Source organism: Variovorax sp. 20P10.2.4, from assembly GCF_058244205.1.
This window is the reverse complement of the sequence record NZ_JBZAYE010000059.1, coordinates 1-21471: the sequence shown is the minus strand read 5'-3', so window position 1 is coordinate 21471 and position 21471 is coordinate 1. Positions and strand designations below refer to the sequence as shown.

The window sequence follows — 21471 nt, the reverse complement described above, 5'->3', positions numbered from 1 at the left end:
GCCTCGTCAATGGCTTCACCGTGCGCCAGCATCAGGATCGCGATGCGCGTGCGGCGCAGCACCTGCGCGGGCGTGTCGGCGACCTGCGCGCCGGCTTCGCGCAAGGGCTCGGCGCGCGCGGGCGAGCGGTTCCATACAACCAGCGGCGTGCCCGCGCGCGCGAGGTTGAGCGCCATGGGCTGGCCCATGACACCGAGTCCGATGAATCCGAGGGGTCCGATGTCAGTCAACCGTGTCTCCGTGAATGCATGAATGGATGGGGGGATGGCGTGGCACCTTAGCCATCGGTGCACGTCGCGTCTTGAAGCTTTGTGCAGCGACCACCTTCACGAAGCCTTCAGGGGAGGCGCAGCCTTTCTTCAGGCTCGGTTTCGAGAATGAACGCAACCACCGGCGCACCGCGTGCCGCCGTTGGCTCCCTTCTTTTTCATCCCACTTTTCCAGGCATTCAATGCATTCGAACCCCGCCTCGCTTCCGAAGACCTCGTCCCTGCGCACCACCCTTCTCCTGTCCGCCCTGCTGCTGGGCGCCGCCGCGTCGATGAAGGCCGGCGCCGCCGAGTACGGCAAGGAACCCACGCGCCTGTACGTCGGCGGCGCCATCGGCCGCTCGAGCTACAGCCTGCCCTCGTCCTCGCGCGTGCCCGTGCCCTGGGGCGGCGAGAAGAACAGCAAGAGCGGCACCGCTTTCAAGGTCTATGGCGGCTATCGCTTCACCGACACCTTCGGCGTGGAAGGCGGCTATGCGCGGCTGGGCCGCGTGAAGCAGTGGAACACCAGCTACAGCGTGTTCGGCGCGAACTCGGTGCTCGAGAACGGCACCGGCCAGGTGTTCTACGCGGCCGCCACCGCGCGGCTGCCGCTGGGCGAATCCTTCGCGCTCAACGGCCGGCTCGGCGTGGCGCATGGCCGGGTCTCGGCCGGCAACAGCCACCGCCTGTTCGGCGGCGAGAGCATCGGCGGCAACGGCACGGGCCTCATGGCCGGCTTCGGCGCCGAGTACGCAGTGACGCGCAATCTCTCGATCACGGCCGACTACGACTACTTCGGCAAGGTCTCGAAGCACGCCAAGGCCGGCCTGCTGACCGTGGGCGTGCGCGCGAACTTCTGACGCCGGCGTCAGCCCGGCAGCGCCCAGCGGCCCAGCACCTCGTGCACGCCCTCGGCGCGCCGGCTGTCGATCAGCGCGAAGCTCGCGGCGGTCCAGCGCACCGGCTCGACCGTGGCCGGCTCCATCGCGCCGCGCATGTACGACACCGTGAGGTGCGGCGTGAAGGCGCGCTTGGGCGCGAAGCCCGCATCGGCCAGCACCTCGCCCAGGCGCTGCCTGAAGGCCGCGAGCGCGGCCACCTCCGCGTTCTCGCCGCCTAGCAGCACGTAGGCGCCCTTGGCGAAGCGCATCACGCCGTCGAACGCCACCTCGAAGCGCGGCAGGTGCAGCCGCGAGGCGGCCGCGATCGCGAGCTCGACCTTGTCGCGCGGCAACTCGTCGTGCTCACCCAGGTCATGCAGCGTGACGTGCAGCCGGTCGGGCTCCACATGCATGGCACGGAGGTCCCGTTCCGCATGCCATTGCGCGCTCCAGGCCGCGATGCGCGCGGCATCTTCCTCGCCGGGATGGATCGCGAAGAACAACACATGCGCCGGCGGCGGCTTGCGCGGCGCGCGTTCGCCAGGGGTGGCGCGGGCTCGCGTGCGCAGCGGTGGCGGCGGTGCGTCGATGCCGGGCAGCAGCAGTTGCTGTTCGCTCGCGGGGGCGGTGCGGCGGGACTTCATGCGCGTCGGCCCTCGTGCGGGGACGTGGGTGCGCGGCGGCGGGTGTGGCGGATGGCGGCAGTCAAGCGTGGGGGCGCGTGCGGTGGCGGTCGAGGACCGCACGGCGGATGGCATTCGTTGGGGGGCTGAATGGTACAGATGCCCGGCGCGATCCGGGACCGCCGCGCGAAGAAATTTCAGCGCGCCGCGTCGACCGCCGGGCCCGTCCATTCGCGCACGAAGGACTCGGGCGCACGGCGCTCGGGCGCGCGCGTCGCCTCCTTCGCCGTACCGACGTAGAGAAAGCCCAGCAGCCGGTCCGCCTCGCCCAGGCCCAGCGCGCGCTGCACCCGCGGGTCGTAGCTGTTGAGCCCCGTGGCCCAGAAGCCGCCGTAGCCCAGCAGGTGCAGCGCATTGAGCATGTTCATCGCGGCGGCGCCGACTGCCAGCACCTGCTCGGACTCGGGGATCTTGTGCGGCGCCAGCACGCGCGCGCAGAGCGCGATCAGCAGCGGCGCGGCCATCGCCTTGTTGCGGAAGCGCTCGCCGTCTTCTTCGGGATCGCGCTGGCGCGCGGCTCGTGCGAACACTTCGCCGAGCGCGATGCGGGCATCGCCGCGGATGGTGATGAAGCGCCAGGGTTGCAGCTGGCCGTGGTCGGGGGCGCGCAGCGCGGCCTGGAACACCAGGTCGAGATCCTGCGCCGAGGGTGCGGGGTCGGTCAGCGGCCAGGGCGAATGGCGTTGCAGCAGCAGGTCGAGCGCTTCGCGCCGGACGGAACGGGAGATGGAGGTGTCGGCGTGCATGTCGGCGTCCTTCGAAACGAAACGAGGAAGCCGCCCCGCGGGAATGACAGGTGCTGCAAGGGTTCAGTGGCGGGCTGTCTCGCCGCGTCGGGCGAGATGGCTGGCATCCGGGTCCTCGTGCGCGACGAAGACAGCGGTCACCAAGGTTCGACGGGGCGGCGAACGAGCGGCCATCGTATCGGCGCCGCATTGCCCATGCACCGGGTGCGCCTAAGGCACCCGGGCGCGGACGCTCAGAAGTTCATGTCCTTCTCGACCTCCTGCAGCTTGCGCCGGGCCAGCGCCAGGTTCGACTTGGCCTTGTCGAGCACGAAGTAGATGAACACGCCTTCCTTCTGCGCCATCGGCCGCAGCAGGTGGTACTGCTTGCCGAGCGTGATCAGGATGTCTTCGATGCTGTCGTTGAGGCCGAGGGCACGCATCGTCTTGAGCTTGGCGCGCATCACTTCGGTATTGCCGGCGGCCGCCACTTCGAGGTCGACGCCGGAGCCGATGGCGCCCAGCATCATGCCGCTGGCGGAGTCGACCACGGCGGCGCACAACGCGCCGTCGGCGGTCATGAGGTTGTCGAGGCTGTTCTGGATCGTGGCCATGTGTCTTGTTCCCTGTGGATCATGCGAATGAAAGGATGAAGCGGCGGCGTCGCATGCAACCCGCCTCCGCCGGAAATTGCGATCGACGCCTCAAGGCGCCTCGAGCGCCCGCACGCAGGCGGCGGTCCGGTACATCGCCTGCGCGAGCACAGCGCCGGCGTCGGCGATGACGTTCACCACCAGTTCCGTCTCGCCGTTGCGCACCGGGCTGACCAGCGCGAAGCCCTTGTCGGTGGCCACCGTGATGCAGGTGCAGCGGCCCAGCCGCGCCTCCTGCGAGGCCACGGCGCCGATGGCGGCCATCGAACTGGCCATCGCGGCGATGCGCGAGGGATCGAAGTCGCGCAGGCTGGCATGCGCGATCTCGAAGCCGTCGGGCGTGGCGACCACCACGGAGACGACACCGCTCGTCTCGTCGAGCACGCTGCATGCCTCGGCCGCGGCACGCAGCTTGAGCGCGTGGGGAATCCTCATGGTGCGATCTCCTCGTCGATCACCTCGATCTGCATCAGCAAGGTCTCGATCAAGGCGACGACGTCGTCCTTGCGGCGCGGGTCCATCGCCAGCACCGGCAGCACCAGCCCGCGGGCCGCGAGCGCGCCGGCGTAGTCGTCGAGCGTGGGTGAAGGATGCGTGGGCAGCCGGGTGACGCCGATCGCGCAGGGCATCTTCTCGAGCGCGCCCGCGAAACCGTCGAGATAGGCCACCAGGTCCGCCAGCGGATCGGGCCGGCTGTTGTCGACCAGGATCGCGAGGCCCAGCGCATCGCGCACCAGGATCTTCCACATGAAGTCGAAGCGGGCCTGCCCCGGCGTGCCGTACAGGCGCAGCCGGTCGCCGTTGTCCAGCGTCAGCTGGCCGAAGTCCAGTCCCACCGTCGTGGTGGCCTTGGCCACGGAGGCATCGGCATTGGCGACCTCGGTGGCGATGGGCGCGGTCTCGCTGATGGCGGCGATGGCCGTGGTCTTGCCCACGCCCATCGGGCCCGTGAAGACGAGCTTGAAATCCCTCATGGCGCGCCGCGCTCAGAACAGGCCGAGACGCCGGCGGATGCGCGAGAGCAGCCCCTGCTTGTGTTGCCGCGCATCGGCGGCCGCGGCCACGCGAGGCGCGGGGATCGCTTCTTCCCGGACCCAGACCAGGGCGCCCTCTTCGTCGAGCAGGCGAAGGAAAACGCGGCACACCTCGGCATCGACCTGGCCCAGCACCCCGAGGCTCTCGGCCGACTGCGCGCTCCTGGCGAGCGCCGCCGCCAGCCGGACATGGGCCGGGTGGCACTGCAGCGTCGCCTGCGACGGCCAGCGGCTCAGCGAAGCTCGCGCACCGAATGGCGCTGCATGGCCCGTCACCGCGCTCGGCGCGATCTGGTTGAGCAGTTCGACCAGTTCCTCGGCGTAGATGGGGCGCGCCAGCGCGGGACTGGGTGGCGTGGCGGCGGCGCCGTGGCGCGGCACCATCGGCACCACAAAACGGGCCGGCGGCGCCTGCCGCTCCGCGGCCGGGCCTTCGCCGTCGATCAGCAGCAGGTCGCAGGACTGCGATTCGCTGACCGTCCAGCGCGAACGGAGATTGGAGCTGAGGCGGACGATGATTCTCAGGAGCTCGACCTCAACCGGAGGGAGCCCCATCACGCCCAGAACGAGTGGCATACCTTCTTCCCTGACTGTCTTTTTTGGATGGTTGCATATTGTTATTGCTGTTAACCAAATGATGTACGGATGTACAAACGCGGTTTCAGATTCGGACAAACACTGAGAACAAATCCACAACACTTGTTGCCGAAGACTTGGTTTCAGGTTGCGATGGAAGCGAAATGTTGCGGGTGAGGAACCGCGGCCCGAGGCGAGTGGAACGCGGATTCAGTCTTCGTCCAGCGCCGCGAAGCGTTCCGCCAGGAAGTCCACCAGCGCCCGCACCGCCGGCAGCAGCCCGCGCCGCGAAGCGAACACGGCGTGGATGATCTCGCGCCGCGGCGCCCAGCCCTGGATCACATGGATCAGCTCGCCGCGCGCGATCTGCTCGCGCACCATCATCGAGGGCAACTGCACGACGCCCACGCCCGCGAGGGCCGCGGCGCGCAGCGCGAGCATGCCGCGCGTGACGAGGCGCGGCTGGTGGCGGATGGCGGCCTGCGCGCCATCGGGGCCGAGCAGGGTCCATACGTGCTCGTGCTGCGGCAGGCCCAGGTCCATGCTCGGCAGGCCCGCGAGGTCGGCGGGCACACGCGGGATGCCGCCCGAAAGCAGCTGCGGATGCGCGACCAGACACTGCCCGCGCTCGGCGAGCACGCGCATCACGAGCTCGCTGTCCTCGATCGGCGGCGGCCGCACGCGAATGGCCACGTCGACGCCCTCGCCCACCACGTCCACGCGGCGGTTGGTTTCCTCGAGGTGGATCTGCACGCGCGGGTGCGCGACCATGAAAGCCGCCACCATGTCGCCGACGTGCGTGTCGAGCAGTGCCACCGGGCAGGTCATGCGCACCACGCCGCGCGGCTCGGCCTGGGTCAGCGCGATCGCCTCGTCGGCCGCCTCGGCCTCGACCAGCATCGCCTTGCAGTGGCCGTAGTAGGTCTGGCCCGGCTCGGTGACGGCGAAGCGCCGCGTCGAGCGTTGGATCAGGCGCGTGCCCAGGCGCTCCTCGAGCAGCGCGATGCGCCGGCTGAGCTTGGACTTGGGCATGCCCAGCGCGCGGCCCGCGGGCGCGAAGCCGCCGTGGTCCACCACCTGCACGTAGTAGTAGAGGTCGTTCAGGTCCTTCATCGCTCGCACCCCCTCATCGTTCACAAGATAGAACGCTGATGGCAAATATCGCCATCTACCGCATCCATCGTTCAGCCCATATTCTCTATCCATCGGCCAGGACCCTCGTCCTGGCGACGCAAGGAGATGAAGATGAAGAAGGTTCTCGGTGTCTACAGCGCCCCTCGCACGCACTGGGTGGGCGACGGTTTTCCGGTGCGCTCGCTGTTCGGCTACGACGGCCTGGGCAAGCACCTGAGCCCGTTCCTGCTGCTCGACCATGCGGCGCCGACCGCCTTCGAACCGGCCGTCCGCCCGCGCGGCGTGGGCCAGCATCCGCACCGCGGTTTCGAGACCGTGACCATCGTCTACCAGGGCGAGGTCGAGCATCGCGACTCCACCGGCGCGGGCGGCCTGATCGGCCCGGGCGACGTGCAATGGATGACCGCCGGCGGCGGCATCCTGCACGAGGAGTTCCACTCGCGCGGCTTCACCGAGCGCGGCGGCACGATGGAGATGGTGCAGCTCTGGGTCAACCTGCCCGCGAAGGACAAGATGGCCGAGCCCGGCTACCAGACCCTGCTCGACGCGCAGATCCCGTCGGTGGACCTGCCCGAGGGCGCGGGCCGGGTGCGCGTGATCGCCGGCGACTTCGACGGCCAGCGCGGTCCGGCACGCACCTTCACGCCGATGGACGTGTGGGACCTGCGCATCGCGCAAGGCCGCACCGGGCGCTTCGAGGCGAAGGAAGGCCACACCCTGGCGCTGGTGGTGCTGCGCGGCACGGTGCTGGTCAACGGCGAGACGATCGCGCGTGAAGGGCAACTGGTGCACCTGGACACCGCCGGCAGCGGCGTGGAGATCGAGGCCAACAGCGACGCGACGGTGCTGTGGCTGTCGGGCGAACCGATCGACGAGCCCGTGGTGGGCTACGGTCCGTTCGTGATGAACAGCGAGGCCGAGATCCGCCAGGCCATGGCCGACTTCAACGGCGGCCGCTTCGGGCGCATGCCGGCCTGAGCGATCGAGCCCCCGCGTTTCGAAAGGACGCGGGGGCTCTTTTCATTCAGGGGCCGTCGCCGGCCCGCAGGTCCGATTCGCGCGTCACCGTCTTGGCCAGCAACCGCAAGGTGCTCGCGCAGGCGGCGACCGCCTCGGACAGTACGCCGCTGCGCCGGTAGGCCAACCCCAGGTCCATCGACGGCACCGCGCCCGCCATCGCGGTGCGGCGAATGCGGCCGCCGTCGTGCGACCACGGGCGGAACACCAGGTCCGACAGGATCGTGACGCCGACGTTCTGCGCGACCAGGCTGCGCACGGCCTCGATCGACTTGGTCCGGAACACGACCTTGGGTTCGAGCTTCGCCGCGCCCCAGTAGCGGCCCACGGTCTCCACGTGCTCGTCCATGTCGAGCAGCACGAAGGGAAGCTCCGCGATCTCGCGCAACGAGACCGACTGCCCGGTGGCCAGGGGATGGTCGAGCGAGGTCCACAGGCGCCGCTGCGACTTCAGCAGGTTCTCGCGCCGGATGTCGGGCGCCTGCGAGAGGTTCGAGACCAGCACCACGGCCAGGTCGAACTCGCCGCTGCGCAGCCCCGCCTCGATCTCCTCGCGGTTGCGCTCGACCGGCTCGAACTCGATCAGCGGCAGTTGCCGGCGCATGGCGCCGATGATCTTCGGCAGCATGTATTCGGACACCGTGTCCGTGATGGCGATGCGCACGCGCCCTTCGACGGAAGACGCCGAGCCGTGGGTCTCCTCCACCGCCACTTCGAGCGTGCGCAGGATGTGCTGCGCGTGGCGCAGAAAGCCTTCGCCATGCACCGTAAGCCGCAGCCCGTCGGAGTGCCGCGTGAAGAGCTGGACCTTCAGCGCGGTCTCGAGATTGCGCAGCGAGGTCGTCAACGAAGGCTGGCTCACGTAGCAGCGCTGCGCCGCGCGCGAGACTTGGCCCGTGTGGGCCGTGGCGACGAAGTGCTGCAGCTGCTTGATCGTGATCGACATAGATCGATCCTATATCACTCTATTGATATTCAATATTTGAATTGACTGAGGCATTCGCCCATAGTCGCCCCGCACGACATCCCGGGCGCGAAAGACGCCCCAGGCCCAGCCACTGGAGACACCATGCCCTCGACATCAAGAACAGCCCCCGGCCAAGACGCCCTGCTCCCTTCCGCCACGCACCCCGGCCCTGCGGGTCCCGGCCTCCTGAGCCGCCTGGGCCTGCGCTTCACCGCCTGGGCCGAGCGCTGGTTCCCCGATGCCTACGTGTTCGCGGCCATCGCGGCGGCGGTGGTCGCGGTCGCGGCGCTGCTCAATGGATCGAGCCCGCTGGTCGTGGCCAAGTCCTTCGGCGACGGCTTCTGGAGCCTGATCGTCTTCACGATGCAGATGGCGCTGGTCGCGATCGGCGGCTACGTGGTCGCGACCTCGCCGCCGGCCGCGCGCTTCATCGGCCGCCTGGCCGCGGTGCCCGTGTCGGGGCGCCAGGCCATCGCCTACGTGGCGGCGATCAGCATGATCCTGTCGCTGTTCAACTGGGGCATCTCGTTGATCTTCAGCGCGCTCTACGTGCGCGCCCTGGCGCGCCGGACCGAACTGCGCATGGACTACCGCGCCGCCGGCGCGGCCGCCTATCTCGGGCTGGGCGCGACCTGGGCGCTCGGCCTGAGCTCCTCGGCGGCGCAGCTGCAGGCCAACGCCGCCAGCCTGCCCAAGAGCATCCTCGACATCACCGGCGTGATCCCGTTCAGCCAGACCATCTTCCTGTGGCAGTCGATGGTGATGGCGCTGGTGCTGATCACCGTCTCGGTCGCGATCGCGCTGTGGTCCGCGCCCACGGCCGAGAGCGCCGTGACGGCGCAGGACCTCGGCATCGACCTGGCCGAGGCCAAGCCGGCAACGGACGCGACCGCCGCTCGCCGCCCCGGCGAATGGCTCGAGCGCAGCCCGCTGCTCACGCTGCTGCTGTGCGCGCTCGGCTTCGGCTGGCTCGCCCAGGAGTTCATGGCCAAGAGCCCGCTGATCGCGATCGCGGGGCTCAACACCTACAACCTGCTGTTCCTGATGATCGGCATGCTGCTGCACTGGCGCCCGCGCAGCTTTCTCGATGCCGTGTCGCGCTCGGTGCCCTCGACCGCGGGCGTGATCATCCAGTTTCCGCTCTACGGCGCCATCGCGGCCATGCTGACCGCCGCCAAGGGCGACGGCGGCCACACGCTGTCGGACCGCATCGCGCACCTGTTCGTGAGCATCTCCAGCGTCGACAGCTTCGCGGTGGTGATGGGCGCCTATTCCGCCATCCTCGGCTTCTTCATTCCCTCGGGCGGCGGCAAGTGGATCATCGAGGCGCCCTACGTCATGCAGGCGGCCAACGAACTCAAGGTCCACCTCGGATGGGCCGTGCAGGTCTACAACGCGGCCGAGGCGCTGCCCAACCTGATCAACCCCTTCTGGATGCTGCCGCTGCTGGGCGTGCTCTCGCTCAAGGCGCGCGACATCGTCGGCTTCACCTTCCTGCAGCTGCTGGTCCATGCGCCGCTGGTGCTCTTCATGCTGTGGTTCCTGGGCCGCACGCTGAGCTACGTGGCACCCGTGATGCCCTGAACGGACCGGGCACTCGAATGGACGCGGCCACGACGCAAACCAAGCCCGGCTACTGCACGCTCTGCCGCTCGCGCTGCGGCACGCTCAACGAGGTGCGCGGCGACATGCTGGTGTCGGTGCGGCCCGACACGACGCATCCGACCGGCCAGGCGATGTGCATGAAGGGCAAGGCCGCGCCCGAGCTCGTGCACAGCCCGCATCGCGTGCTGCATCCCATGCGCCGCACGCGGCCCAAGGGCGATCCGGATCCGGGCTGGGTGCGCATCGGCTGGGAAGAGGCGCTGGCCGAGACCGCCCGGCGCCTGGGCGCCATCAGGGCCGAGAGCGGCGCCGAATCGGTGGTGTTCGCGGTCACCACGCCGAGCGGCACGCCGCTGTCCGACAGCATCGACTGGATCGAGCGCTTCGTGCGCCTCTTCGGCAGCCCCAACATCTGCTACGCGACCGAGGTCTGCAACTGGCACAAGGACTTCGCCCACGCCTTCACCTTCGGCTGCGGCATGCCGCCGGCCGACTATGCGCAGGCCGAGCTGATCGTGCTGTGGGGCCACAACCCCACCAACACCTGGCTGGCGCAGGCCAACGCCATCGCGAAGGGCCGCGCGAAAGGCGCGCGGATGATCGTGGTCGATCCGCGTCCCACGGCACTGGCGCGCCAGGCCGACGTGTGGCTGCCGGTGCGGCCCGGTACCGATGCGGCGCTCGCGCTCGGGTTGATCCGCCTCCTGATCGAGGACGAACGCTTCGACGAAGCCTTCGTGCGCGACTGGACCAATGCGCCGCTGCTGGTGCGCGACGACAACGGCCACCTGCTGCGCGAACGCGACCTGCGGCCCGATGCCGAAGGCGACCGCTTCATGGTCTGGAGCGACGCGCACCAAGGGGTAGTGCCTTACGACACCGCTCGGGCCGCACAGCCGCAGGGCTCGGCCCACTTCCGCCTGCGCGGCGCAGTCGAAGTGACGAGGCAAGACGGCCAGCGCCTCGCATGCCGCCCGGCCTTCGATCTGCTGGCGCAGGCCTGCGCCGCCTGGACGCCACGAGAGGTGGAACGCATCACCGGCGTGCCCGAAGCCCCGCTGCGCGCCGCGGCCGAACTCTTCGGCGGCGGGCACCGCACGGCCTATCACGCCTGGACCGGCATCGGCCAGCACACCAACGCGACCCAGTCGGAGCGCGCGGTCGCCACCCTGTACGCGCTGTGCGGCAGCTTCGATCGCATCGGCGGCAACCGCGTGCGCACCGGTCCGCGCGTCAACGCGGTCAATGCGCTCTCGCTGCTGCCCGATGCGCAGCGCGCGAAGGCGCTCGGCCTGAAGGAACGGCCGATCGGCCCGCCCGCCCATGGCTGGGTGACCGCGCGCGACACCTATCGCGCCATCGTCGACGGCGAGCCGTACAAGGTGCGCGCGATGATGGCCTTCGGCACCAACCTGCCGGTCTCGCAGGCCGACACCGCGCTCGCGCAGCAGGCGCTGTCTCAGCTCGAGTTCCATGTGCACTGCGACCTCTTCGAAACGCCGGCCGCGCGCCATGCCGACATCCTGCTGCCGATCAACACGCCCTGGGAGCGCGAGGGCCTGCGCATCGGCTTCGAGATCGACGACCGCGCGGCCGGTTGGGTGCAACTGCGCCAGCGCATGGTGGCGCCGCGCGGCGAATCGCGTTCCGACAACGAGGTGCTGTTCGATCTCGCGCGCCGGCTCGGCATGGGCGACGGATTCTTCGGCGGCAGCCTCGAGGCCGGGTGGAATCACATCCTCGAGCCCCTGGGTCTTTCGGTGGCGCAGTTGCGCGAGCGGCCCGAAGGCGTGGCCTGCGACATCGACGCGGGCGAGCGGAAGTACGCGCGCGCCACCCCGACTGGCGTGCGAGGCTTCGACACGCCGACGCGCCGTGTCGAGCTCTACTCCGAAACCCTGCTGCGCCACGGCCAGCCGCCCGTGGCGAGCTTCGTTGAGCCCGCCGACACGCCGCGCGACGCCAGGGCGACCGGACAGGGCCGCTTTCCCTATGTGCTGAGCTCGGCCAAGAACGGCCTCTACTGCCACAGCCAGCATCGCAGCCTGCCCTCGCTGCGCAGGCGCGCGCCCGATCCGGTGGCCGAACTGAGCCCCACGCTCGCGCAGGCCAAGCACATCGTCGAGGGCGACTGGCTGCGCATCCGCACGCGCGTGGGCGAGGCCCGCTTCGTCGCGCGCGTCACTCCCGGCCTGGCCGACGATGTCGTCGTGGCCGAGTTCGGCTGGTGGCAGGGCTGCAGCGAACTGGACCGCGAGGGCCTGCCGGTCGATGGTTCGTTGAGCAGCAATTTCAACGCGTTGATCTCGGCCGACCATTGCGACCCGGTCAGCGGCTCGGTGCCGCACCGCTCCTTTCTCTGCGACATCGAACGCGATCCCGCCACGGCGTTGCGACAGCGCGCGTGGACGGGCATGCGCCGCTTTCGCATCCACGAGCTGCGGCCCGAGGCCGAAGGCGTGCTGGGCATCCACTTCGAGCCCGTGGACGATGGCGCCCTACCCGACTACCGGCCCGGCCAGCATGTCGAACTCAAGCTCGATCTTGGCGATGGCACGCCGGTCTCGCGTGCCTACTCGCTCACCGGTGCGGCCGAGCAACAGGATCGGCGCGGCTACAGCATCGCAGTGCGGCACCAGCGCGGCCGCGCGGCCGACGGCACGCCGTACCAGGGGCGCATGTCGGGCCATCTGCATCGCGAGCTGAAGCTCGGCGACACGGTCGAGCTGCGGGCACCGTCGGGCGGCTTCGTGATTCCGCGACGTTCGCCCCAGCCGCTGGTGCTGTTCGCGGGCGGCATCGGCATCACGCCGTTCATCAGCCTGCTCGAGTCGCTGCCCGATGGCACCGAAGGCCCCGCGATCGAGCTCTACTACGCCAACCAGAACAGCGCGACGCACGCCTTCCGCGAACGCATCGCGCAGCACCGCGCGCGCCTGCCCCGGCTGCGGGTGATCGACCACTACAACGCACCGCTGCCCGAGGACCGTCCCGGCATCGACTACCAGTCGAACCGCTACATCGATGCCGGCGTGGTGGACGACACGCTGATCGGGCAGCGCGCCCGCTTCTACCTGTGCGGTCCGCCCGCCATGATGGACAGCGTCATCGCGGGACTGGTGGCGCGCGGCGTGCCGCGCTTCGACATCTTCAGCGAGGTGTTCCGCTCGCCCGCCGCGCCGCCGACGGACGGCCCTCAGCAGTTCGATGTCCGCTTCGCGCGCTCGGGCCGCGGACCGGTCGCGTGGACGCCCAGGCAGGGCACGCTGCTGAGCTTCGGCGAATCGCTGGGTCTGCAGTTGCCCAGCGGCTGCCGCGTGGGGCAATGCGAAAGCTGCGCCGTGCGCCTGATCGCCGGCAAGGTGTCCCACCTGCACGGCCGCGAACCCGAAGACCCGGCCGTGTGCCTGACATGCCAGGCCGTGCCGCTCGAAGACCTCGTGCTCGATGCATGAGGCCCGCCCTCCGTTTCCACGCCACAGCCCCATGAGAACCATCGATACCGAAACCACCCGCCACGCCCTGCGCTTCGAGCGCCTGATCCCCGCGCTGCGCGACATGTTCGTCGCCGGCTGCGAAGTGCCATTGCGGCATGTACACACGCTCCAGCACCAGGCTCCGCGAGCGGGCGGGACCGTGCTGATCATGCCGGCGTGGCAGGAGGGCCGCTACCTGGGCATCAAGACGGTGAACATCTTCCCGGGCAATGCCGAACGCGGCCTGCCGGGGCTGTTCTCCACCTACACGCTCTACGACGCGAGCACGGGCGAGCCGCTGGCGCAGATCGACGGCAACGAGATCACCTCGCGCCGCACCGCCGCCGCCTCGGCCCTCGCCGCGTCCTACCTCGCGCCCGTGGAGGCGCGCAGCCTGCTCGTCGTCGGCTGCGGCCGTGTCGGTGGCCTGGTTCCCGAAGCTTTTCGCAACGTGCGGCCCATCGAGCGCGTGGCGGTCTGGGATCGCAACGAAGTGGCGGCGAAGGCGCTTGCCGAGCGCCTCCAGGCGCAGGGTCTGGCTGCGTTCGTCGCCCCCGATCTCGCCCGGGCCGCGAGCGAAGCCGACATCGTGAGCTGCGCCACGCTCGCCACCCAGCCGGTGATCGAGGGCGCCTGGCTGCGGCCGCACAGCCACCTCGACCTGATCGGCAGCTTCACGCCGCAGATGCGCGAGGCCGACGACGCCTCGTTCGCCAGCGCGAAGCTCTTCATCGATACGCGGGAGGCCCTGCAGAAGAGCGGCGAGCTGCTCGGACCGATGTCGCGCGGCGTGTTCGCTGCCACGGACGTGGCGGGAGAGCTGGCCGACCTCGCCGCCGGCCGGGTCCAGGGACGAACCGGGACCGAGGGACGGACCGTCTTCAAGGCCGTGGGCACGGCGCTCGAGGACCTCGCGGCGGCGATCCTCGTCTACGAGAGCGTTGAAACCGCGTGAGGAGCGGGGTCTCGGTCTCCATACCAAATTGACAAAGTAGATCAATACTGTAAAGTTCGATGCCTGTCCTCGCGGATCGGCACCGAGCTTCGTGGTGCGTCGATCGGCGGGGCCCTGAACACCCACCCTCACCGTCGAATTCGCCCCATGCCTTCGCTGTCCCCGATCTCCTTCGGCCTTGCCGGAGCGCCCCGCTGATGGCCCCGCCCCCCGACCGGCGCGTCGCGATCATGGAGGCCGCCATCGGCGTCTTCCTGCGCTACGGCTATCGCAAGACCTCGATGGACGACCTCGCGCGCGCCGCCGGCATCTCGCGCCAGGGCCTCTACCTGCACTTCAGCGCGAAGGACGAGCTCTTCAAGCAGGCCGTCACCTGGTTCGCGGAACGCGGCCTCGCGGCCATGCGGGCCGCGCTGGCGCGCGAGGAGCTGCCGATCGAGGAGCGGCTGATCGGCGCCTTCGCGGCGCTGCATGCGCAGAACGACGGGTCGCAGATGTCGCTCGAGCACATGAACGAGATCGTCGCGACCGCGCGGGAACTGGTCGGACCGGTGCTCGAGGAGTTCGACCAGGCCGTTCCCAGGGAACTGGCGCGCGCCATCCAGTCCAGTGGCGACGCCGTGCCCTGGCGCGGCGCCGGCCTCACGGCCAAGGCGCTCGCGCAGCACCTGTATGCCGCCTCGCACGGCCTCAAGCACTACGCCCGCACGCCGGCCGAATACCAGGCCGGCATCCGCACCGCCGTGCGCCTCGTCTGCGGCCGTCCCGGCCCGGCGTCCGGCGCCTGAGCCCCTTCCACCTGTTCACGAACGGAGTCCTCGCCATGTCCACCTTCTCCCTGTGCGCCTGCGGCTCGCGCCCCACGGCCAACCCCCAGTCGCCGCAGCAGCGCGACGGCGTCTACCGCAACGTCGTGCCGCGCGCGCCGATGGGCTTTTTGAAGACGGTGGCGATCGGCTGGCGGGTCCTGACCGGCAAGAGCGACACCACCGTGCCGAGCACGCCGATCCCGGTGCGGCCGCTGACGACCGCGGCGCTGCTGGAAGCGCCCGACCGCAGCCTCTACCGCCTCGGCCATTCGACCCTGCTGCTCAAGCTCGACGGCGAGTTCTGGCTCACCGATCCCGTTTTCTCCGAGCGCGCATCGCCGGTGCAATGGGCCGGCCCCAAGCGCTTTCATGCGCCGCCGATCGACATCGACGACCTGCCGCCGATCAAGGGCGTGATCCTCTCGCACGACCACTTCGACCACCTGGACCGCGCCGCCATCGCGCGGCTCGCGCCCAAGGTCGAGGTGTTCGTCACGCCGCTCGGCGTGGGCGACCGCCTGATCGGCTGGGGCGTCGACCCGGCGCGGGTGCGGCAACTCGACTGGTGGGACGAAACCACCGTCGGCGGCATCCGCCTCGCGGCCGTGCCCGCGCAGCATTTCTCGGGGCGCACCCTCCTCGACGAGGACCGCACCCTGTGGGCCTCGTGGGTGATCTTGGCCGGCGACCTGCGGCTCTTCTTCAGCGGCGATACCGGCTACCACGCCGACTTCAAGACCATCGGCGATCGCTACGGTCCCTTCGACGTGACCATGCTCGAGACGGGTGCCTACGACAGGCAATGGGCCGAGGTCCACATGCAGCCCGAGCAGACGCTGCAGGCCCACCTGGACCTGCGCGGGCGTTGGCTGCTGCCGGTGCACAACGGCACCTTCGACCTGGCGATGCATGCGTGGAACGAGCCGTTCGAGCGCATCCAGGCGCTGGCGCGGGCGCGCGATGTGAAACTGGCCACGCCGGTGATGGGGGAACGGGTGGCGTTGGAGGCGCCGCGCACGGGGCATGCGTGGTGGGTGGCCCCTGGGACTTGAAGGTCATACGTCATCGGCATTTGGATATCGGGAAATTCCGATATGATCGGCGCATGGAACTGCTCGAAGTCTTCAAGGCCCTCTCGAACCGGACGCGCCTCGACATCCTCAAGGGCTTGAAGGATCCCGCGAAGAACTTCCCTCCGCAGGACGAAGGCGACGTCCTGACGGTGGGCGTCTGCGTCAGCAGCATCCAGGAAGGCGTCGGGTTGTCGCAGTCGACGGTGTCGGACTACCTGGCGACCCTGCAGCGAGCGGGCCTCGTCGAAGTCCGGCGCATCGGCCAGTGGACCTACTACAAGCGCAACGAGGCAACCATCAGCGCCCTTGCCGAGCTCATCGGCAAGGAGCTTTGACCTTTTTTTACCCCGAAACATCGGAAATTCCCGATATCCCTTTTTACAGAAATGAAGGACATGCCATGAAAGCTCTGAGACTCACATCGTTCGGTGGCCCCGAAGCGTTCGAACTGTGCGACTTGCCCCGCCCTGTGCCCCATGCGGGACAGGTCCTGGTCCGGGTCCATGCGACCTCGATCAATCCGCTCGATTACCAGGTCCGGCGCGGCGACTATCCCGACTTGGTGCCACTGCCGGCCATCACCGGCCACGACGTATCGGGCGTTGTGGAAGAAGTCGGGCCGGGCGTGACGGCCTTCTCTCCGGGAGACGAGGTCTGGTACACGCCGCAGATCTTCGACGGGCCGGGCAGCTATGCCGAGTACCACGTCGCCGCCCAAGGCATCGTCGGCAAGAAGCCCTCCTCGCTGAGCCACCTCGAGGCCGCCAGCCTGACCTTGGTGGGCGGCACGGCGTGGGAAGCGCTGGTCGTGCGCGCGGCGCTCAGGGTGGGCGAAAGCATCCTGGTGCACGGCGGCGCGGGAGGCGTCGGCCATGTGGCGATCCAGCTCGCCAGAGCCATCGGAGCCCGGGTGTTCACCACCGTGCGCGAAGCCAACTTCGAGTTCGCGCGCAGCCTGGGTGCCGATGTGCTCATCGACTACGAGAAGGAGGATTACGTCGACGCCGTCCTGCGCGAGACGGGTGGCCGCGGCGTCGATGTCGTGTTCGACACCATCGGCGGCGACACCCTGTCGCGCAGCCCCGACGCGCTCGCCCAACTGGGCCGCGTCGTCAGCATCGTGGACATCGCAAGGCCGCAGAACCTCGTCCAGGCCTGGGGCAAGAACGCGAGCTACCACTTCGTCTTCACGCGACAGAACCGCGGCAAGCTCGATGAGTTGAGCGCCTTGATCGAGCGCGGGCAGCTACGGCCGCACGTGGGTGCCGTTTATTCGCTGGCAGATATTCCGCTTGCCCATGCGCGGCTGGAAAGTCCCAACAATGGGGTGCGAGGGAAGATCGCGATCGAGGTCGGGCCATCGGGCTCTTGAAGGCCGATGGGGTTTTCTTCGCGAACGACAGTCCGCGAAGGACCCGACCTCATTCCCACTCAATCGTCGCCGGCGGCTTGCTCGACACGTCATAGGTCACGCGGTTGATGCCGCGCACCTCATTGATGATCCGCCCCGACACCTTCTTGAGCAGCGCATACGGCAGCTCGGCCCAGTCGGCGGTCATGAAGTCGCTGGTCTGCACGGCGCGCAGGGCGACGACATAGTCGTAAGTGCGGCCGTCGCCCATCACGCCGACGCTCTTCACGGGCAGGAACACGGTGAAGGCCTGGCTCGTGAGGTCGTACCAGGTCTTGCCGGTCTCGGCGTCGGTGAAGTTGCGCAGCTCCTCGATGAAGATGGCGTCGGCGCGGCGCAGCAGGTCGGCGTATTCCTTCTTCACTTCGCCGAGGATGCGCACGCCCAGGCCCGGGCCGGGGAACGGGTGGCGGTAGACCATCTCGGGCGGCAGGCCGAGCGCGACGCCGAGTTCGCGCACCTCGTCCTTGAACAGGTCGCGCAGCGGCTCGAGCAGCTTCAGGCCCAACTGCTCGGGCAGGCCGCCGACGTTGTGGTGGCTCTTGATGGTGACGGCCTTCTTGCTCTTGGCGCCGCCGCTCTCGATGACGTCGGGGTAGATGGTGCCCTGCGCGAGGAAGGTGGCGCCCTTGTGGCCGCCGTCGCCGGCCTTGAGCTTGGCGGCTTCCTGCTTGAACACGGTGACGAACTCGCCGCCGATGATCTTGCGCTTGGCTTCGGGGTCGCTGACGCCCGCGAGCTTGCCGAGGAACAGCTCGCTGGCATCGACGCGGATGACCTTGGCGTGCAGCTTGCCCTCAAACATCTCCATGACCATGTCGCCTTCGTTCAGGCGCAGCAGGCCGTGGTCGACGAAGACGCAGGTGAGCTGGTCGCCGATGGCGCGGTGGATCAGCGCGGCGGCCACGCTCGAATCGACGCCGCCCGAGAGGCCGAGGATGACTTCCTCGTCCCCCACCTGCTCGCGGATCTTCTGCACGGCCTCGGCGATGTGGTCGCGCATGACCCAGTCGGGTTTGGCCTCGCAGATGCCGAGCACGAAGCGTTCGAGGATGGCCTTGCCCTGCACGGTGTGGGTGACCTCGGGATGGAACTGCACGGCGTAGTAGCGGCGTGCCTCGTCGGCCATGCCGGCGATGGGGCAGCTGTCGGTGCTGGCCATGAGCTTGAAGCCCGGCGGCAGCTCGGTGACCTTGTCGCCGTGGCTCATCCACACGTTGAGCATGCCGTGGCCTTCGGGCGTGGTGAAGTCGGCGATCTCCTTGAGCAGCGCGGTGTGGCCGTGGGCGCGCACGGCGGCGAAGCCGAACTCGCGCTTGTGGCCGCCCTCGACCTTGCCGCCGAGCTGGTGCGCCATGGTCTGCATGCCATAGCAGATGCCGAGCACGGGAATGCCGAGGTCGAACACGGCCTGCGGGCACTTGTCGGTGGTCTCCTCGTACACGCTGGCATGGCTGCCCGAGAGGATCACGCCCTTGAGATGGCCGTCGGCGGCGTACTCGCGCACCCACTCGTCGCTGACGTCGCAGGGATGCACTTCGCTGAGCACATGGGCCTCGCGCACGCGGCGCGCGATGAGCTGGGTGACCTGTGAGCCGAAATCGAGGATGAGGATCTTGTCGTGTTGCATGGGCTGGGACTCAGAGCGTTGAAATGTCGAACAGCCGGACGCCCGCTTGCGGCGCGGCCTGGATGAGTTGCTCGTCGAAGGTGGCGAGCGGAAGACCGAGCGAGCGCGCGAGCCAGAGATAGCCCGCGGCATAGAGCGACACGCCGGCATCGATGGCGACGGCGAGCACGGCCTTGTGCTGGGCCGGCGCGAGCTCGTGCAGCTCGACGCGATGGCGGATGGCATCGAGCACGCTCCACAGGCCCTCGACGGCCGAGGACGGAATGCGGCCGCTGCGTACGCCATTGGCGATGACGTTGGCGCACTCCCACTGCCAGGCATTGGGCGCCTGCGGCTCGACCTCGTCGCGGCGGATGGCGGCGTAGAGCCTGCGCGTGTGTTCGTTGGCGTGGTCGGGCAGCAGCCAGGCGGCGGTGACCGAGGCGTCCATCACGAAGGCGGTCATGGCTGGCGGCCCTGGTTCAGCAGAGCGCTGGCCGAGGTGCCCGGCAGGATGGCGGCATGCAGCGCGTCGATCTGGCCCAGTTCGCGCGCGATCTGCTCGTCGGTGATGACCGGCTTGCGCCGCACCGGCAGCATGCGCACCACCTCCTTGCCGTGGCGGGTGATGCGCACCTCCTCGCCCTTCTCGACCGAGTCGATCAGGGCAGAGAAGTTGTTCTTGGCTTCAGCGATGCCGATGGATTGCATTGGGGCCAGAAAATTTGAATCTGGCCCGAATTCTAAACCTGATCTGGCCCGACTTTCAAGGTCTGGCCAGAATCAGATTCGGACACCGCGTTTACTCGGCGCGGTAGTTCGGCGCTTCCTTCGTGATCTGCACGTCGTGAACGTGGCTCTCGCGGATGCCGGCGGTGGTGATCTCGACGAACTCGGCCTTGTTCTTCATCTCTTCGATGGTGCCGCAGCCGCAGTAGCCCATGCTGGCGCGAACGCCGCCGGCCATCTGGTAGATGATCGACACGATCGAGCCCTTGTAGGGCACGCGGCCCTCGATGCCCTCGGGCACGAGCTTGTCGGTGTTGGGATTGCCGGTGGTCGATTCCTGGAAGTACCGGTCGGCACTGCCCTGCTGCATCGCGCCGATGGAGCCCATGCCGCGGTAGCTCTTGTAGCTGCGGCCCTGGTACAGCACGATCTCGCCGGGCGCCTCTTCGGTGCCGGCGAACATGCTGCCCATCATCACGGTGCTGGCGCCGGCCGCGATGGCCTTGGCGATGTCGCCCGAGTAGCGCACGCCGCCGTCGGAGATCAGCGGCACGCCGCTGCCGTGCAGCGCGGTGGCGACGCTGTCGACCGCCATGATCTGCGGCACGCCCACGCCGGCCACGATGCGGGTGGTGCAGATGGAGCCCGGGCCGATGCCGACCTTGACCGCGTCGGCACCGGCCTCGGCCAGCGCGCGCGCGGCGTCGCCGGTGGCGATGTTGCCGCCGATCACGTCGATCTGCGGATAGTTCTGCTTGACCCAGCGCACGCGCTCGATCACGCCCTTGCTGTGGCCGTGCGCGGTGTCGACCACGATGGCATCGACGCCGGCCTTGACCAGCGCCTCGACGCGCTCCTCGGTGCCCTCGCCCACGCCGACCGCCGCGCCCACGCGCAGGCGGCCCGAGGCATCGCGCGCGGCGTTGGGGAAGGTGGTCTGCTTGGTGATGTCCTTGACGGTGATCAGGCCCTTGAGCTCCCAGTCGCTGTTGATCACGAGCAGGCGTTCGAGCTTGTGCTTGTTGAGCAGCGCCTTGGCCTCAGCCAAGGTGGTGCCGTCGGGCACGGTGATCAGCCGGTCGCGCTGCGTCATGATCTCGCTCACCGGCACGTCGTAGCGGTTCTCGAAGCGCAGGTCGCGCCCGGTCACGATGCCGACCACCCGGCCGGCGTCGACCACCGGGAAGCCCGAGATGCCGAGCTGGTCCGACAGCGCCATCACCTGCCGCACCGAGTGCGTGGGCGTGATCACCACCGGATCGCGCAGCACCCCCGATTCGTAGCGCTTGACCTTGGCCACTTCGGCGGCCTGCTGCTGCGCGGTGAGGTTCTTGTGAACGATCCCGATGCCGCCTTCCTGCGCGATGGCGATCGCGAGGCGGGCTTCGGTCACGGTGTCCATCGCCGCCGAGACGAGCGGGATGTTCAGCGTGATGTTTCGGGAGAATTTGGTGGCGAGGGAGGTGTCCTTGGGCAGGACCTGGGAGAACGCTGGCACCAGCAACACATCGTCGAAGGTGAGCGCTTTGCCGAGAAGGCGCATGGGTGAGGCTCCAAAAGACGGATTGTAACGAGGCCGAGGGGTATGCTGGCGGGCTCACCGCGGCTCGGCCCCGCGCGGTGCGGGCCTATCGCCCGCCCGTCGCCTCCCGCGTCGCCATTTGCCCACTGCCCGGTCTCCGGACCGCGGCGAAAACCAATCACTGCCTGTTGCAAAACGTAAGGCATCGCTAGACTTGCGCCCCATGAAGTTCCTGCTCAGCCTCCTGCTCGGATCGATCTGCCTGCTGCCCCTGGCCGCGGACGCCCAATGGCAATGGATCGACAAGAACGGCAAGAAGGTCTTCAGCGACCAGCCGCCACCGACCGACATTCCCGAGAAG

Annotated in this window: 23 protein-coding genes; 10 read left to right on the top strand and 13 right to left on the bottom strand. The window is 68.9% G+C overall.

Features of this window, described 5'->3' with window-relative positions; genetic code table 11:
- On the bottom strand, window positions 1–188 hold a 188-nt coding region (locus AC27VN_RS08715; RefSeq protein ID WP_490876271.1), incomplete at its 3' end, for an NAD(P)-binding domain-containing protein.
- Window positions 189–451: 263 nt separating this feature from the next.
- Between AC27VN_RS08715 and AC27VN_RS08710 the strand changes: the two genes are divergently transcribed.
- Window positions 452–1111, top strand: a complete 660-nt coding sequence (locus AC27VN_RS08710) for an outer membrane beta-barrel protein (protein ID WP_490876270.1) — start codon at window positions 452–454, stop codon at window positions 1109–1111.
- An 8-nt stretch (window positions 1112–1119) separates the two neighbouring features.
- On the opposite strand, the gene AC27VN_RS08705 is transcribed toward AC27VN_RS08710, so the two are convergent.
- The 7 genes from AC27VN_RS08705 to AC27VN_RS08675 all read right to left on the bottom strand — a co-directional run bounded on the left by AC27VN_RS08705 (window position 1120) and on the right by AC27VN_RS08675 (window position 5916).
- Complete coding sequence (locus tag AC27VN_RS08705; RefSeq protein ID WP_490876269.1) at window positions 1120–1776, bottom strand: 2'-5' RNA ligase family protein; 657 nt, start codon at window positions 1774–1776, stop codon at window positions 1120–1122.
- A 176-nt stretch (window positions 1777–1952) separates the two neighbouring features.
- Window positions 1953–2561 carry a nitroreductase family protein gene (locus AC27VN_RS08700; RefSeq protein ID WP_490876268.1) on the bottom strand — a complete coding sequence of 203 codons (609 nt, stop codon included), beginning with the start codon at window positions 2559–2561 and terminating at the stop codon, window positions 1953–1955.
- Window positions 2562–2794: 233 nt separating this feature from the next.
- Complete coding sequence (locus tag AC27VN_RS08695) at window positions 2795–3154, bottom strand: hypothetical protein (RefSeq protein ID WP_296787891.1); 360 nt, start codon at window positions 3152–3154, stop codon at window positions 2795–2797.
- A gap of 90 nt (window positions 3155–3244) precedes the next feature.
- Window positions 3245–3628, bottom strand: coding sequence for a roadblock/LC7 domain-containing protein (locus AC27VN_RS08690; RefSeq protein ID WP_490876267.1), 384 nt, complete (start codon window positions 3626–3628; stop codon window positions 3245–3247).
- Window positions 3625–4167 (bottom strand): GTP-binding protein, encoded by a 543-nt coding sequence (locus AC27VN_RS08685; protein WP_296787887.1) that lies wholly within the window; start codon window positions 4165–4167, stop codon window positions 3625–3627. The genes AC27VN_RS08690 and AC27VN_RS08685 overlap by 4 nt, the downstream gene beginning before the upstream one ends.
- Before the next feature lie 12 nt (window positions 4168–4179).
- The gene (locus tag AC27VN_RS08680; RefSeq protein WP_490876266.1) at window positions 4180–4803 is read right to left on the bottom strand and encodes a hypothetical protein; all 624 of its coding nucleotides are present in this window, start codon (window positions 4801–4803) and stop codon (window positions 4180–4182) included.
- A gap of 210 nt (window positions 4804–5013) precedes the next feature.
- Window positions 5014–5916, bottom strand: a complete 903-nt coding sequence (locus AC27VN_RS08675) for a LysR family transcriptional regulator (protein WP_490876265.1) — start codon at window positions 5914–5916, stop codon at window positions 5014–5016.
- Window positions 5917–6048: 132 nt separating this feature from the next.
- Between AC27VN_RS08675 and AC27VN_RS08670 the strand changes: the two genes are divergently transcribed.
- Window positions 6049–6915 carry a pirin family protein gene (locus AC27VN_RS08670; protein ID WP_490876264.1) on the top strand — a complete coding sequence of 289 codons (867 nt, stop codon included), beginning with the start codon at window positions 6049–6051 and terminating at the stop codon, window positions 6913–6915.
- Between the two features lie 46 nt (window positions 6916–6961).
- Here the strand turns inward: AC27VN_RS08670 and AC27VN_RS08665 are convergent, their stop codons facing one another.
- On the bottom strand, window positions 6962–7900 hold the full coding sequence (locus AC27VN_RS08665) for a LysR family transcriptional regulator (protein WP_093341799.1): 939 nt from the start codon (window positions 7898–7900) through the stop codon (window positions 6962–6964).
- 123 nt (window positions 7901–8023) lie between these two features.
- Here AC27VN_RS08665 and AC27VN_RS08660 point away from each other — a divergent pair, with 123 nt between their 5' ends.
- The 7 genes from AC27VN_RS08660 (at window position 8024) to AC27VN_RS08630 (ending at window position 17211) form a co-directional block, all read left to right on the top strand.
- The gene (locus tag AC27VN_RS08660; protein ID WP_490876263.1) at window positions 8024–9505 is read left to right on the top strand and encodes a short-chain fatty acid transporter; all 1482 of its coding nucleotides are present in this window, start codon (window positions 8024–8026) and stop codon (window positions 9503–9505) included.
- Window positions 9506–9522: 17 nt separating this feature from the next.
- The gene (locus AC27VN_RS08655; RefSeq protein WP_490876262.1) at window positions 9523–12981 is read left to right on the top strand and encodes a molybdopterin-dependent oxidoreductase; all 3459 of its coding nucleotides are present in this window, start codon (window positions 9523–9525) and stop codon (window positions 12979–12981) included.
- 31 nt (window positions 12982–13012) lie between these two features.
- On the top strand, window positions 13013–13957 hold the full coding sequence (lhpI, locus tag AC27VN_RS08650; RefSeq protein ID WP_490876261.1) for a bifunctional Delta(1)-pyrroline-2-carboxylate/Delta(1)-piperideine-2-carboxylate reductase: 945 nt from the start codon (window positions 13013–13015) through the stop codon (window positions 13955–13957).
- A gap of 197 nt (window positions 13958–14154) precedes the next feature.
- The gene (locus AC27VN_RS08645) at window positions 14155–14745 is read left to right on the top strand and encodes a TetR/AcrR family transcriptional regulator (protein ID WP_490876260.1); all 591 of its coding nucleotides are present in this window, start codon (window positions 14155–14157) and stop codon (window positions 14743–14745) included.
- 35 nt (window positions 14746–14780) lie between these two features.
- Window positions 14781–15818, top strand: coding sequence for an MBL fold metallo-hydrolase (locus AC27VN_RS08640; protein ID WP_490876259.1), 1038 nt, complete (start codon window positions 14781–14783; stop codon window positions 15816–15818).
- Window positions 15819–15871: 53 nt separating this feature from the next.
- The gene (locus AC27VN_RS08635) at window positions 15872–16174 is read left to right on the top strand and encodes an ArsR/SmtB family transcription factor (RefSeq protein ID WP_395352673.1); all 303 of its coding nucleotides are present in this window, start codon (window positions 15872–15874) and stop codon (window positions 16172–16174) included.
- 65 nt (window positions 16175–16239) lie between these two features.
- Entirely contained in the window at window positions 16240–17211 is a 972-nt protein-coding gene (locus tag AC27VN_RS08630) for a zinc-dependent alcohol dehydrogenase family protein (protein ID WP_490876258.1), read from the top strand.
- A 49-nt stretch (window positions 17212–17260) separates the two neighbouring features.
- On the opposite strand, the gene guaA is transcribed toward AC27VN_RS08630, so the two are convergent.
- The 4 genes from guaA to guaB all read right to left on the bottom strand — a co-directional run bounded on the left by guaA (window position 17261) and on the right by guaB (window position 21131).
- Window positions 17261–18880: a glutamine-hydrolyzing GMP synthase gene (guaA, locus tag AC27VN_RS08625; RefSeq protein ID WP_093341790.1), complete on the bottom strand. Its 1620-nt coding sequence runs from the start codon at window positions 18878–18880 to the stop codon at window positions 17261–17263.
- A 10-nt stretch (window positions 18881–18890) separates the two neighbouring features.
- On the bottom strand, window positions 18891–19325 hold the full coding sequence (locus tag AC27VN_RS08620; protein WP_057591696.1) for a type II toxin-antitoxin system VapC family toxin: 435 nt from the start codon (window positions 19323–19325) through the stop codon (window positions 18891–18893).
- Window positions 19322–19570, bottom strand: a complete 249-nt coding sequence (locus tag AC27VN_RS08615; RefSeq protein ID WP_296787868.1) for a type II toxin-antitoxin system Phd/YefM family antitoxin — start codon at window positions 19568–19570, stop codon at window positions 19322–19324. The genes AC27VN_RS08620 and AC27VN_RS08615 overlap by 4 nt, the downstream gene beginning before the upstream one ends.
- Before the next feature lie 91 nt (window positions 19571–19661).
- Window positions 19662–21131 (bottom strand): IMP dehydrogenase, encoded by a 1470-nt coding sequence (guaB, locus tag AC27VN_RS08610; RefSeq protein WP_093341788.1) that lies wholly within the window; start codon window positions 21129–21131, stop codon window positions 19662–19664.
- A gap of 202 nt (window positions 21132–21333) precedes the next feature.
- Between guaB and AC27VN_RS08605 the strand changes: the two genes are divergently transcribed.
- Window positions 21334–21471 (top strand): DUF4124 domain-containing protein (locus AC27VN_RS08605; protein ID WP_490876272.1); only part of this gene is annotated, 138 nt, incomplete at its 3' end.